The sequence below is a fragment of the Microcoleus sp. S13_B4 genome, assembly GCF_036700885.1.
Lineage (GTDB): Bacteria > Cyanobacteriota > Cyanobacteriia > Cyanobacteriales > Microcoleaceae > Microcoleus.
The window spans coordinates 1-13,854 of record NZ_JAUBPU010000014.1; the positions used below are offsets into that span (position 1 = coordinate 1).

The 13,854-nt window shown below is 47.0% G+C and carries 10 protein-coding genes; 4 read left to right on the forward strand and 6 right to left on the reverse strand.

What is annotated here, in order from left to right; translation table 11 throughout:
* Nucleotides 1–302: 302 nt before the first annotated feature.
* Both QT994_RS10790 and QT994_RS10795 read right to left on the reverse strand, forming a co-directional pair.
* Nucleotides 303–1,961, reverse strand: a complete 1,659-nt coding sequence (locus tag QT994_RS10790) for an alpha/beta hydrolase (RefSeq protein ID WP_333174293.1) — start codon at nucleotides 1,959–1,961, stop codon at nucleotides 303–305.
* Nucleotides 1,962–2,808: 847 nt separating this feature from the next.
* Nucleotides 2,809–4,206, reverse strand: coding sequence for an amidase (locus QT994_RS10795; protein WP_333174296.1), 1,398 nt, complete (start codon nucleotides 4,204–4,206; stop codon nucleotides 2,809–2,811).
* Between the two features lie 306 nt (nucleotides 4,207–4,512).
* Between QT994_RS10795 and QT994_RS10800 the strand changes: the two genes are divergently transcribed.
* Both QT994_RS10800 and QT994_RS10805 read left to right on the forward strand, forming a co-directional pair.
* Entirely contained in the window at nucleotides 4,513–5,775 is a 1,263-nt protein-coding gene (locus tag QT994_RS10800; protein WP_333044101.1) for a type IV pilus twitching motility protein PilT, read from the forward strand.
* Between the two features lie 61 nt (nucleotides 5,776–5,836).
* Nucleotides 5,837–6,637, forward strand: a complete 801-nt coding sequence (locus QT994_RS10805; RefSeq protein WP_333174299.1) for a circadian clock KaiB family protein — start codon at nucleotides 5,837–5,839, stop codon at nucleotides 6,635–6,637.
* Between the two features lie 339 nt (nucleotides 6,638–6,976).
* Here QT994_RS10805 and QT994_RS10810 read toward each other — a convergent pair whose 3' ends face one another.
* Entirely contained in the window at nucleotides 6,977–8,617 is a 1,641-nt protein-coding gene (locus tag QT994_RS10810) for a thioredoxin-like domain-containing protein (RefSeq protein ID WP_333174302.1), read from the reverse strand.
* A gap of 213 nt (nucleotides 8,618–8,830) precedes the next feature.
* On the opposite strand from QT994_RS10810, the gene QT994_RS27805 reads away from it, so the two are divergent.
* Both QT994_RS27805 and QT994_RS10815 read left to right on the forward strand, forming a co-directional pair.
* A complete protein-coding gene (locus QT994_RS27805; protein WP_333040048.1) occupies nucleotides 8,831–9,082 on the forward strand; it encodes a helix-turn-helix transcriptional regulator in 252 nt (83 codons plus the stop codon).
* A complete protein-coding gene (locus QT994_RS10815; RefSeq protein WP_333174304.1) occupies nucleotides 9,060–9,809 on the forward strand; it encodes a hypothetical protein in 750 nt (249 codons plus the stop codon). The genes QT994_RS27805 and QT994_RS10815 overlap by 23 nt, the downstream gene beginning before the upstream one ends.
* Here the strand turns inward: QT994_RS10815 and QT994_RS10820 are convergent.
* From QT994_RS10820 to QT994_RS10830, 3 genes are all read right to left on the reverse strand, one after another.
* The gene (locus QT994_RS10820) at nucleotides 9,772–10,929 is read right to left on the reverse strand and encodes a DNA cytosine methyltransferase (protein WP_333174306.1); all 1,158 of its coding nucleotides are present in this window, start codon (nucleotides 10,927–10,929) and stop codon (nucleotides 9,772–9,774) included. The two genes, QT994_RS10815 and QT994_RS10820, sit on opposite strands and share 38 nt — an antisense overlap.
* Before the next feature lie 176 nt (nucleotides 10,930–11,105).
* Nucleotides 11,106–12,074: an arsenosugar biosynthesis arsenite methyltransferase ArsM gene (gene arsM, locus QT994_RS10825; protein ID WP_333174309.1), complete on the reverse strand. Its 969-nt coding sequence runs from the start codon at nucleotides 12,072–12,074 to the stop codon at nucleotides 11,106–11,108.
* Between the two features lie 83 nt (nucleotides 12,075–12,157).
* Nucleotides 12,158–13,795, reverse strand: a complete 1,638-nt coding sequence (locus QT994_RS10830; RefSeq protein WP_333174312.1) for a hypothetical protein — start codon at nucleotides 13,793–13,795, stop codon at nucleotides 12,158–12,160.
* Nucleotides 13,796–13,854 lie beyond the last annotated feature (59 nt).

The window sequence follows — 13,854 nt, forward strand, 5'->3', positions numbered from 1 at the left end:
GGTTTTTAGCTGGCATTTTTGTAGAGATTGACTAAACTCATTTTTTATTATACCCTATTTAAAGGCACAACAGCTTAAGGGGCCGCGCATACAAAAGGAAAGGCTGCTAGTCGCAATATGATGTCCCCTCTAACTACCACTACAAACACCTTTATTATAGGTGTTGGAGCGGAAATCCGATTATTAGCTAATGACTCATAGCGGTAAGGTGCGCCTAGCACACCCTACATCATTAGGTACTGAGTCGAGAACTGTACAAGATACTATGGTATTTGGGCGCTTACCTACTTAAGGACTAATGACTACTTATTCCCTTGAATAAAAGTTTGCACTACTGCATTAATTTCTGGAGTAATTTCTGTTACCAGCCGCACCGGGATTGCATTTGTAGAAGCAAATTGCGCGTATTCTGGCGTTAGAAAAACTGCATATTTGTCAGCTTCAGCAGTTAGTTGAGCGGCGGTAGCTAAACTTACAGCTTTTATATAATTGCGTATGCTAGCAGCTTGGTCGCCGACAACTTCATCCCCGGTAATTACTGTGCTAGGTCTGCGAAGTTGGTCTAAAGTTGTACTCGGATCTTTGACGCTTAAGTGGGTTCCTCCTACAAAACCGACTAGCCATTTGGGAGAGGGAATCTTTGGGAATCCGGCAATTTGTTCGGCTAAGGCGGGAGTTGTTTTGTCGGCAGAAGATGCTACTATTAAGGTGGGAATTTGAATTGCACTTAAACCCGTTTCTCCAAATAGTAATGATGTGATCGGATTCATGGCGATCGCCCTTTTAATCCTTGCATCCCGCAATTGATACCGTTCTTCGGGCAATCCCGCCGCCGCGCACTGAATTCCTTCGCCTAAGCTGAACCCTATCAAATCTCCCTGACACCGCTGTTTGAGTCCGCTCAATTGCAGTTCGGCGCCGGCCACGGACAAGGCTGTGGCACCGCCAAATGAATAGCCAATTATTACGGCTCGGTCGATCGCGATTTTCCCCTGCAAGCTATCATCAGTTTGGTTCAATTTTGTCAGTTCGTCGAGCACAAAACTGATGTCTTTGGGACGGTCTAAAAACTCTTGAGGAGCTAGCAAGGGAGACTTACCCGCCATCGCAGCATTGGTATTCGTTTCATTGCTTCCCGGATGTTCTAAAGCTGCTACCACATAGCCGTGAGACGCCAAATGCTCGGCTAAGTAGCGCAAATCGGTGCGGACGGAACCCAACCCGTGAGAAAAGACGATCGTCGGTTTGTCGGCTGTCGCAGCTCTCGACCAGTACACATCAACCGGAATAGGTCGATTGCGGGCGCTATCGTTCAAATCTAGCGCCCGTACCTTCACGGAATTAGGGCCTGGTTGGCTGGGGTCGAAAGGAAGGTTGAGGGCTGGTTTAACCGCTGCTAATTGAGGTGCGATCGCCGCCATAAAGCGCTGAGTTTGCCAAAAACTTGCGTTCATATTTCCCAAAACTGCGAAAGCTCGATCGAGATCCACCACCACCCGCGAGCTCGGATAAGATTCAATGAAACTCAATATCGATAACCCTTCCGGCGCCTTTGCTCCCTGCACCAGAGCGGCTCGCAGCGCTTCCACACCCCCACCGTCGCGCCTGGGTATCACAGTAGTCAAATCCGTCAGGATGCCAGTGCCGATGCCCGTATTTAGCAAGTTGCTCAGGCCGACTACATTTAGGGGAATTTTCGCTTGCAGTGCCCGAAAAATTTTACTCCGCTGTTCCTCAGACAGGAGATTGGCATAAGCTTGCAGTTGGGCGGGGACTTTTCCTGTTTCTGCGAGTTCGCGCAAATCCGCAACCGATATCGAGGATTCTAAAATACCTTTGCGGACAACAACAGTTTCAGCAGCTTTTACAGGGGATGTCACGTCGCTGAAAGGATTAATCGAGATTGAACCCAAAACACTCGCTACCGAAGAAAACCATCTGAAATTTGGTCTGATGCTCATTTTTACGTTATTGAACTAGAGGGGGTAGATCACCATATTCTCAAAATTCTCCCAGATACCGAGATATTGTTCTAGATGCCGAGAAATTGCCTCCATCGGAGTGCGATCGGCAATGCCTCTACGCATATTTACTTGCCGATCGCACATTCCCTACCTAAGTGCACTTCTTGTGCGGGTGCTAATGATGATGAGTTGAAGGATTTTTTAATCGACCGCCCAAAAAATACAAACTTCGCGAGTGAAAAAAGCGATCGGTTCTTAACTGTCAGGTTTTCTTTTTTGGGTTAATCCTGTTATCCTGGAACTTCACAACTATCCACATTGAATAATTTTCCTAGTTTTTGCCTAAAAACTGATCGGCAATTTTGGCATTCATTCAATATTATTAGGAAATACCGCACCTAAATACAAGATTCGCTTCATTTATTCGAGCCATTTATGGCAAACAAAATTTAGGTTATGGCAACCGTGTTGGCGGTTGCCATAACCTAAATTTTTACCCTAAATATTGGCAGGGATCGACCACCTGTTTTCCGATAAAAAAATCACAAGCATCTATCAATTCCCAGAGGTATTAGGGAAAATTTGCAGCAGGTAATTGATAATAAGTAGGACTTGCCCGGAGCAACCCGATTTCTTGGCAAAATATGGGTTTGCTAACCCGAAATATCTGAAGAAACCTGGTTTCTAGTTCCCGGTTTACCTGGAACAACCCGGTTTTTTTAGTAAAATCTGGGTTGGCTAACGAGAAATCTCTGAAAAAATCCGGTGTCTAATTCCTCGCACATAAATCCAGATTTGGAACACCAGTAAAAAGGGGAAACGTGCTTTTATCCGTTGCCCTTCCCTATTGAAAATCTAAAACCGGGAAAGGTTTCGCCGCTTCCATCTGCGCCGCTAAAGCAATTAAAGTTGCTTCCGCCGCCGGCCGCCCGATAATTTGAATTCCCACGGGCAAACCGTTGTTATCTAAAATGGCAGGAAGTGCGATCGCAGGCAAACCACTAGCATTAAATGGCGGACAAGGAGCTACCCAATTAATAATGCGCTGCAAAGTTTCTTCAAAACTCAAATCCGCCCACTCCCCAACCCGGATTGGCGAGTGCATATAAGTTGGCAAAACTAACACATCAAATTTTTCAAAGAATCCCACAATCCGCCGTGAAATAACCTGCATTTGATTCACCGCCCGCAAATATTCCCCAGCGGAAATAGTTCTTTCTAACAGCCAGCGATTCATCGGTTCCAAAGCAGGGCCTGGAATGCCACTTGCCGCCGCCCCCGACTGCCAAATTGCTATAAACGGTTCGATTAAACCCGTAAAATCTGGGCATCCAGGTTCGACATCATGACCCAAATCTGTCAGTAACTTGACGGTTTCGAGTACGGCTTGCTGACAGATAGCCGAAGCCTCGCCCACAGGGGAAATACTCGTAGAAAACGCAATTCGCAGCTTGCCCGACTTTTGACGGGAAGCCTCTAAAAACGTCGGATTTGAATCAGGTAGCCAGTACGGATCGCCCGTTGTGTAGCCTGACATCACGTCCAAAAGTGCGGCGGCGTCAGCTACAGTGCGCGCCAGTGGGCCGTTTGCAGAAATGCCGCTGAGGTAATCTCCGACAGGTGCCCAGGAAACTCGCCCTCGCGACGGTTTAATGCCCACTAAACCGCAGCAGGAAGCTGGGCCTCGAATCGAACCGCCGCCGTCTGAACCTTGGGCGATCGCGCACAAACCCGCTGCTACAGCCGCCGCTGAGCCTCCGCTGGAACCTCCGGGCGTATAGTCTAAATTCCAGGGATTGCGCGCGGGCGGGAAACCTTCTGGTTCGGTGTAAGGTAATGAGCCAATTTGAGAGGTTGCTGTTTTCCCCAGAATGTTAAATCCTGCTGCTTTGATCCGCCATACTACTGACTCGTCGTAGGCAGAGATGTTATCCAGCAAAGCCTGAGTGCCGTATGTACACGGAACGCCCGTAACTGGTGTCAAGTCTTTAATGGCGATCGGCACTCCGAAAAAAGGTGGCAATTCCTGTGGCTTGTTTAACCCAGCTAGTTTTTCGGTTTGAGATTTAGCTAGGGCGATCGCCCGCTCGGCCGTTACAGTAAAATAACTGCCCAGCTCAGGGTTTAATCGCTCAATGCGTTCCAAGTACAGATTGACAATTTCTAGGGGCGACACTTCCAGAGCGCGGATCGACTCCGCCAACTCCAGAGCTGGAGTAAAAGCCCGATCGACAGAATTCATCTGTTTAAGTCCTTAATATTTGGCTAAAGTATCCATTTATACTGCTTGGTTGCGGAAAACTCTTTTCCTTAAAAAAAATTCTCCAAAAATGTGGAAAATCCATATTTGGTCGTAGATAGAGAGTGAGCGCATCCTCCTATTGGCAGAATATTTCCTTTGTATTGCACCAGTAGAACCTGATCTTGCGATAGACTGAGTACAACAGTTAAGCTTTTGTGCAAGACCCGCACAATGGCGATCAGCATTGTCCAACTCCTACAAATCATCTGTTCGAGTCAGCCTTCTCACCAACTTAAGGTAGCGCATATGACACAGCAGCATCCGCCAGCTCCTCGCCCGCCCGTACCCGGAGCTCCCCCACCGCCAGGAATGCCCCGCCCTCCAGCTCCAGGGATGCCTCCCAGAGCAGCAGGAATGCCGCCCGCACCGCCGCCCGCACCCGCACCAGCACCAGCACCGCCGCCACAATCCTTCGCCACACCTAAAAACCCGATCTCTAGCAGCGGCGGAGCTCCGACTTTGAAAGAGCTCGTCCTCCGAGCCAAAGATGAAGGGGTATCCGACCTTCACCTCGGCGTAAACGAAGTGCCCCGCTTCCGCACGCGAGGCGAAATTGCAGACATCGGCTATCCACCAACAGATTTAGATACGTTTTTTGGCTGGTTGCGGGAGTGCATGAGCGATGAAGAAATTGAAATTTTCCAAAAAACCCTAGACTTTGACGGCGCTTTCGACTTCGGGTTCGTGCGGATTCGGATTAGTTGCATGGACTCCTTAGCCGGGCCGGCGATGGTGCTGCGGCTAATTCCTGCCAAAATAATGACACTGGAGGAATTGAAGCTGCCGGAGGTCTTTAAGAAAATATCCGGCTACCACAAAGGGCTGATTTTGGTGACAGGCCCGACAGGTTCGGGTAAGTCTACCACCTTGGCTGCGATGATCGACTACATCAATAAGAATAAAGCCTACAATATCATCACGATCGAAGACCCGGTAGAATTCGTACACGAAAGCAAAAAATCCTTGATCAAGCACCGGGAAGTCGGCAGGCACACCCTGAAGTTTATGAGCGCTCTCAAAGGCGCTCTGCGGCAAGACCCGGACATGATGCTAGTAGGAGAAATTCGGGACAGAGAGACGGTGGAAATCGCCCTCAAAGCCTCTCAGACCGGTCACTTAGTTGCAGGAACCCTGCACACCAACAGTGCGATTAAAACTCTGAACCGGATTCTGGATATGTTCGGGCCCGAAGAACAGGAGGCCATACGGGTTTCACTTTCCGAATCCCTAGTGGCAATTATTGCTCAACTGCTGTGCAAAACCACAGACGGGAAGCGGGCTGCTTTCCACGACGTTTTGATCAATACCGACGTGGTTAAGGAATACATTCTGAAGGGCCAGAATGAGGAAATTAATCAAATTATGATCAAAGATACTTATGAAGGCATGACGACGATGAATAAGTCGCTCTATGGCCTTTATCAAGAAGGTCGGATTACTGAAGAACTTTGTGTAGAAAACTCGCCGTACCCGAACGAAATGGCTCAGATGCTTCGAGGTCGAGTCTAAAGGTCGAGTGTTAACAGTTAACTGTTAACAGTTAACTGTTAACTTTTATTGGTGTACTGAATTGAAAGTCGATCGCCCGATTTTGCCAGAAATTTTCAAAGGCATTGCGCTGTTTACACCAGGGGGAGACTTAATCTATTGCATAGACCCCCGCAAGCAAACTCGGTGGCACTTGCAGTTGTGCGTAGCTCTACAGGAGATGCTCGGTTTGTCGGAACCGCCGCATTTTCTGATACCTTGCTACACGGCAACCGTTGACTGCTGGCTCGATCCAGGCGATCGGCAGGTGCGGGTTGCTGCGGAGGCCTACCCCCCGGTTCTGCGACATCAAACGCTGCTGAACGCTATTTTTGGGACTGGCGACTTGGTGTGGCATCCCCGCAGCGAAGAAATGTGCGAACCGATGGCAATTGCTACTTATCACGAACAATTCCCCGAACTTTGGGAAAATCACGACTTAGTTGTACAGTATGCCAGCCCCGAAGCTCGATCGGACGGGAGCACTTCGATAGTAACTCCCTTGTGCTTTCCGCAATCGCAGCAAACTCGGCTTCCCACACCAACAGCACTCACCCCAGCGCCACAAACTCAAGGGTACGTTTTGCGTCTGTTTGTTTCTGGCAGCAACCCCAGCACTGAACGCACTCTGGAAACTTTACACCAGTTTTTAGAGAAATGCCTCGATCGTCCCTACACTTTAAAAGTAATTGATGTTTTGAAACATCCAGAACAAGCGGAGGCAGATCAGATTTCAGCAACTCCTACTTTGATTAAAATCTGGCCGCAACCCGTGCGGCGAATAGTCGGCGAATTGAACGATGCTGAAAAAATAGTGCGGCTGCTGAGCTATTCGGAATTTTAGATTGGGGCGATGATTTTTGGGATTATTTACTAATGGCGATCGCGGTTTTAGTAGCGATGGAATTAACAACATTTAGTAATTCAGTCCTGGACGCAAAAAGTGGTTGGGCGTTCTACTTATATTGGTTAGGGGTTCTTGAGCCGTACACCCTAAATATAGAAGTTCTGCATCCCGGAGTGAATTGCGGCTAAGGCAATGCACTCGCCGCGAATAATTAGGTTAATTTACTTGGCTTGAAAATTGTGGTAAGGTGCGCCGAAGAGCACCCTACGTTACCACAATCAATCTGGCAATCAGGAGAATTGAGAACCGTGCCTGATGTCAAAAAAGTCGATCGACTTAATCAGGCAAACAAACATCGGGAGGGCACAAATTGGGGAAATCCAAAGTTGTCACTTCCAGGGTATCCAACTCTACTCTCCGAATTACATGATTGTTCGTATCAGCAACAAACAAGTGAGGCCCGATCGCGCTCAACCCTGAAGGTTCAAAAAATCGAGCCTTAAGGCCTTTAGCGTCAACCAAACCCGCTGTACCCTCTCCAATCATAGTTCTGCACGTACCGCCCCGGTGGTCGATCCGCTTAATTTTGTGATTATAAGTATCAGCCACCCATAGGTAATTTTGAGCGTATTCAACACCCAAACAATGCTGCAACCTTACCTCATCAGCGCGACCATCTTTATCCCCAAAACCAAACAATTCACCGCTACCGCAAACAGTTCGCACCTTCGGTTCTTCATCTATACCCACAGCGCGAATCGAACTAATTTCGCTGTCAGCAACAAACAACTCCGATCGATCGGTAGACAGACCACTGGGCTGAGAAAAAGCAGATTCTGCCAGATTCCCGTCCACACAGGATTCTCGGCCAATACCCGCATAAGTGCCGATCGTGCCCGTGTCTAACTGCATTTCCCAAATTTGGTGGGAACCCGCCATTGCAATAAAAAGTCTATTTCCAACTCTTTCTAAATCCCAAGGCGAATTCAATTGCGTTTCTAAACCCTTGCCGCTGCGGGGTGAAATTTCGTGACTTTGTTCGCCGGTACCAGCAACAGTTTCCACCCGTTGAGTCGTAAAATCAATCTTTCTGAGGGCATGATTTTCCGTATCAGCAACATATAGAATTTGACTTTCTGCATCAAAAGCCATACCTTGAGGTGCAAAAAACTCAGCCTCTTCAAAGTCCCCATCAGTTAAACCCGGCTTGCCACTACCGATGACGTGCAGCACCTCACCTTCGAGGGTGCTGACAACAATCCTATTGTGGCCAGAATCCGCAATAAATAAGCAAGAACCGACTAAGTTTTGTATGACTGAATTAGCAGGCCCGGGCAATACAGTTTCATCTACAGATTCATTTTCCTGACTCATTTCGCCCAAAAGCGCTACCTGTTGGTGAAGCTGTTTTGCCTCCGTTGCAGCGATCGCAAATGCCAGCACTTTTCCGGGAAAAGCCAGCGGTGTTGATACAGGTTTGCGCTGTTTTTCTAAGCGAAAACTGAGTTGTTTAAAGTTAAGTGCATTTTTATCTTTGTATTCAGCAATTAACTTGCCAACTAACTCGTCAAGTGCTTCTCTATTGCCTTCGCCCGAAACAAAGCCGACGACATAACTTTCAGGATCGATCACCATTAAAGTCGGCCAAGCGCGAACGGCATAGCTTTGCCAAACTTTCATGCCGCTGTCTACAATTACCGGATGTTCGATATCGTAGCGGAGGATAGCTTGGCGGATGTTTTCTACTTCTTTTTCGTTTTCAAATTTAGCCGAGTGAACGCCGATAACGGTGAGGGAATCTTTATATTTTTGTTCGAGGTATTTTAAGTCGGGCAGGACGTGCAAGCAGTTGATGCAGCAGTATGTCCAGAAGTCGAGAAGGACTACGCGCCCTTTTAAGGATTCAATGGATAAAGGTTTTTCGGTGTTTAGCCAGGGGTAGTTTCCGGGGAATTCTGGTGCTCTGACGCGAGGCATGGCATCTCCTGGGTAGGACGTGAATGATTTTTTTACTTCTTTAATTTAGCGGGAAGTTTGGCAGGATGGGAAGAAAGCTTACTAAACCGGGGCTTGTGGAGACAGCCAAGATGGCTGTGGCACTCCTAGGAGGGCGAACTCAGTGCTCATAGTGCGGCATTGAATACTTTAGTCTGTAGAACTTTGGTATTCAAAACCTTAATATTTCTCTTCATGCAGCCTAGCAAACTAGACCAAACTTTAGGACTAGAAATACAACGTCGTCGCATAGAGAAACGTTGGTCACAAGAATATCTGGCAGAAGTCACAGGTCTGCACAGAACCTATATCAGCCAGCTTGAGCGAGGACTGAAAAGTCCATCTGTTAGAGTTCTTAGTCACATTACAAATGCTCTGGACATAACAATGGGTGAATTTTTACGCGTTGTAGAGGAACTCTTGAGTGCTGACGGAAAACGAGATTGAAAGATTGAGGCAAGCCATTATTGCTACCATTGCATCTCCAGTTATAGGCTCGATAGAGGATTATACTTGGGAAGCTATTTTTCATTATGTCAAGCATATTCCTTTATCAGATCCAGCATTAGGACGTAGCAAACTCCTCTATGATGCTGTTGACACCACGACTGCAACGGGTTGGTCACTCAAATCTCTTCAACTGAATAGTCTTAGTGTTGTAAATACATTTTTGTTTGTCATTCAGAGAGCAGATGTTATCAAAAAGGCTGCCAAACTTGGTTTTCCTGGTTTGACTGAACAATCCTCACCTGCTGAACTTGGAGCAGCTATTGTTCAGCATTGGAACGAGAAAATTATATCGAGTCAAGCAGCACAGAGCATTACCAATAGCTATGAAGGCATACTGCTGAAAACCATTAGAGGATATGAATATATTTACTGTGAATTCCCTCTTAATCCACTTGACCCAAATGCTTTTTCTTGGGCTTGGACAGTTGATAGAGTTACGGGAAGATCGGGAGCAGGCCTACAAGGCAACGTTGCAGGTAAGCTAGAGTTAGTTTGGTACAAGAATCAAAAGCAACTTTTTAGAGCTAGAACCATTCCTCCAGAAGCAGTTCACATCAGGGTTAAGCGAACTCGTATTACAATTGATCGATATGTGCAAACTGTTCTATCTGCTTTGCAAGAGCAACTCAGTACACAGTCTTTTGACAGTGAACTTGGAGAATAGATGCAGCTATTGCTTTGCCTAGAAGTGGGGGTACTGATTCTCCGATTTGAGAAGCCATATCAGTGTATGTTCCCAGAAAGTGAAAGTTATCGGGGTAAGAGTGCAATCTTGCAGCTTCACGGATTGTAATTGTCCGATTTTGGGTAGGATGAAAAAACCTGCCCGATCCTGGATGGAAAACCCACCTTGTGATAGTTCTTGCTGGTTTATCCCAGTAAAGCCTTCCATATGCACCGCTATAGTGCTTTTTAGGAGCTAATTCTGGTGGCAAGTCTCTAGCATCTTGCCCTTCACTAAGAAGACGCACTCTTGACATTTGAATGGGACTCAAAGCACGAGCAACGTGATTGAAAAGTTTCGTACTTCCATTACGTATCATTGCTTGGTACGCAGTTTGGGGTGGAAAAGGATAAACTTCAGCATTATATTCGTCTCCTGCGTTCAATGACGGCAAATCTCCAACCGCATCTCTAACTGTGACGACTGAAGAAATGTTTGATGTTAGGAGACTAAGTTGGTAACAAGATTTAGTAGCTCTGTAATCGCTTCTAATCTCGCCAGCGTGTGTAGGTTCAGGGAATTGAAGTGGTTTATCTAAACTAGCCAGGAAAAAAGCCCTCGATCTGGTCTGCGGTACTCCATAATGCGCGGAGTTTAGTGAGCCATAAGTGACTTTATAACCTTGCGACTCAAGTTGCTGTGTAATTTCATTCTTAACTACACCACCATAAGCTTTCAAGATTTCAGGTACGTTCTCCATAACAACGTAAAGGGGTCTAAATTCCTGTACGAATTCTAAAAATGTCCGATATAACTGATTGCGAGAGTCGCTGAGGTAGCGATAGTCAGCAGGAATATTTCTTGAAAACCCTTGACATGGGGGGCCACCTATCAACGCTGTTAGTTCCTCCCTCTGCAAACCCAAACATAATCGCAAATCCAAAGGATTGAGCTCACGTATATCCTGATGAACAATTTTGGTGTTAGGGTAATTGTGCTTATAGGTCGCTAGAGCTTTCGCATCCACCTCGATCGCACATAAAGATTCAAAACCAGCCAGGTGAAATCCTGTAGTCAAGCCACCCGCACCAGAAAATAAGTCAATAGTCTTATATGTCATTATCGAATACTATAGTATTAGGAAGCTATTGTCAACCAACTTCAGCAATTGGCGTCTCTTATCTTCTGCTAAATTTTATGCTTGCTTTTCCCTGCAATTATTTTCCAAAATAACCAATACACCGTTAATTTTATTCTGGTCGATCGCACTTGCGATCGACTTCACCCACACAAAATCTAACAGCAACCGCCACCGTTATAATGCCAAGTCGAATCAGTAATTAATACCTTATCGGGCATTAATCCCCCCAACTTCCCAGCAGTTTTATCGCAGACAGCCGCCGGCACGCCCCGCTGCAAAACGTGACCCGCTCCGTCATCAAACAGCTCCTCAGACCCCGCATAAATCGCCGTCTTGCCAGTGAAAATGCAAGCTCCATCATCCGGTACAGGCACTTTGAAAGACACCGAATCCAGGCTTTCTAACAGCAAATCCGCATCTAATTGATAATTGTGTTTGTCGAGCAGCCGGTAAGGACGGCGCGCCCGCACTTCGACTTGCCCAAAACCAACGTCTACAAGGTGTTGAACGTATTCTGCGTATGTCAAAGCGCCGGACAAACACAAGGCCCGCAAGCGTTGGTCTTCCTTCAAATGCTGCGGAATGGGGCGAGTTGCGATCGGATCGCTCATCAACAATCTGCCACCGGGTTTTAACACCCGATAAGTCTCTTTTAATGCTTTAGCTAAATCCGCCGGTTCAAAGATATTAAACAAGCAATTTTGTGCGACAACATCTACAGAAGCATCCGGCACTGGCAATGCAAAAGCATCGCCTTCTATAATTTCCACAAAACTCGCATCAAACCAATCATTTTCTTGGGCGGCCATTTGCAAGTTTCGTGCAGCCGCTTCTCGCATTGCTGGAACCGGATCGACGGCAATAACTGCTCCTTTGTGTCTTGAAAAATATGCAAATTGTAGTGCTTCTAAGCCGCCGCCGACGCCTACATAAAGTACGAATGGATTGCCGACGAGTTCGGCGGCGTGAACGGTTGTGCCGCAGCCGTAATTCATTTCTTGCATTTGTTCGGGAATTTTTAATCCTGGCAATTGCAAGGGGCTGCTTTGGACGCAGCAAAGTCCGATTTGGGGTGTTTCGGCAACATCGCTGTAGAATTTGGCTGCAGTTTCAAGGTAAGTCATTTTCGATTGTCCTGATTTTTAATTTTTGACCGCAGATGGATCACGGGCGGGACGCCCATGCCACGAAGCCCAGAAAGTTTTTGTTAGGTGGCAAATTCGACTTTTTGTTCGGATTTGGGCTGATTTTCGGGTTCGGACACTGTTGTTTCGGGAGGGGCTAATTCGCTGGTTGGCTGGCTAGGAGTTTCAGCGGCAACTGGTGGCGTTGGCGGTACAAGATTGGGAGACGGTTCTGGTATCGCGGGAGCAACTACTTTTACTTTTGGTACTGGAGCTTTTTCTGTTATTTCGGGCAGGGTTGGTGGATTTGAAGGAGTAGCAGGTTGGGGTTCTTGATGCAAGAAGTTGCGGAACCGATTGTAGTATCCTTTATATTCCTGTTTTTTTGTTTGGGGAGATGCTGTTGGGGTCGGTTCTATTATTTTAACGGGTGCAACAGCTTTCGGGGTTTCTAACGGTGGAGCTGCTGTCGGTGTCGGTTCTATTATTTTAACGGGTGCAACAGCTTTCGGGGTTTCTAACGGTGGAGTTGCTGTCGGTGTCGCTTCTATTACTTGAACTGGTTCTACAATAATTTTCGGCGCTTCGAGTTGGGGAGATGTTGTCGGTGTCGTTTCTATTACTTGAACCGGAGCAACTTCGGGAGCAACTGTTGGCTCTAAGCTGGGTTGGGTAACAGGGGTTTCTTGAACCGCTGGTGAGGGTTGGACAACTGGTGTTTTTTCTAGTTCAGGTATCGGTTTTGGTTCGGGGGTTGGCGTGGGTTCGGGCTGGGGGGCTTGGTAGGTGCGATCAACTATACCGCGAGTTTCTGCTGCTGTTAGTTCGCCCCGCACTAATTTTGAAAGAGGATCTTGACCGAGCGGTTGGAAATTTATCAGTCTGACTGTATTATTAAAGGCGTTTGTGACAATTTTTCCCCGTTCGTCAATTAATTCTAGCTGTACCCAATTTTTCCCAGGCTTGAATCCTTTAAGATATATAGGTTGCCATTGGTCGATCGCAAAGCTTTCGCCATTGACTGTGGCTCGAATTTTCCAATCGAGTATTTCATCTTGGGAATTTTCTTGGGCCACTTGGTGCGGGGGGGCATTTGTCAAGTAAAAGTCGAGCAGGATGGGTTGTTCCCCGTAGGTGCCTTGGGGGCTGTTGTACGTTAATAGGGGCAATGTTCGATCGGGATTATTGTCGTCGGTTTTGGTAAAGACGTGAAAGGTGGTTTGAGCCGCCGCACCTTCGTTTTTAAAACTTTCTTCCCAAGGGCGAGCGGCGAACACTTGCAGGGTATGGGTTCCGGGTTCTAAATTCGACAGCGTTACAGGTTGGTTGATGTCGTAAACTGCTGCATAAGGTTGGTTGTCTAATAAAACTTGCAGATGGGGCCCCAAACCCAAGTTTGCATCTTTAAAAATGGGGAAGTCCTTAACTTGGAACTGAACAGACACATTTATATCCTGAAGCACTTCGTCAGGTAATGGATTCAAAATACTAATTTGAGGCCGGTAGATTTCTAGAGCCTTACGCAGTTGTTGAATGGCTTCTGGGGGAGAAACCTCTGAGATTCTGTTTACCTGGGCGGTAGCTGAGCCGCTCTTGTTCCCTGATTTGGGCAATTCGGGATTGCCCGCGCCACAACTTGCTAAACCCAAAATTAATACTGCTGCTGCGAATAATGCCAGCAGCCTGCCTGCAACCGTTCTGTGCCAATTGATGCCAATCACGCAACCATACTCCTAGAAGCCTTCTCATAGGGAACTATAGCCCAAAACCGAATTTAGTA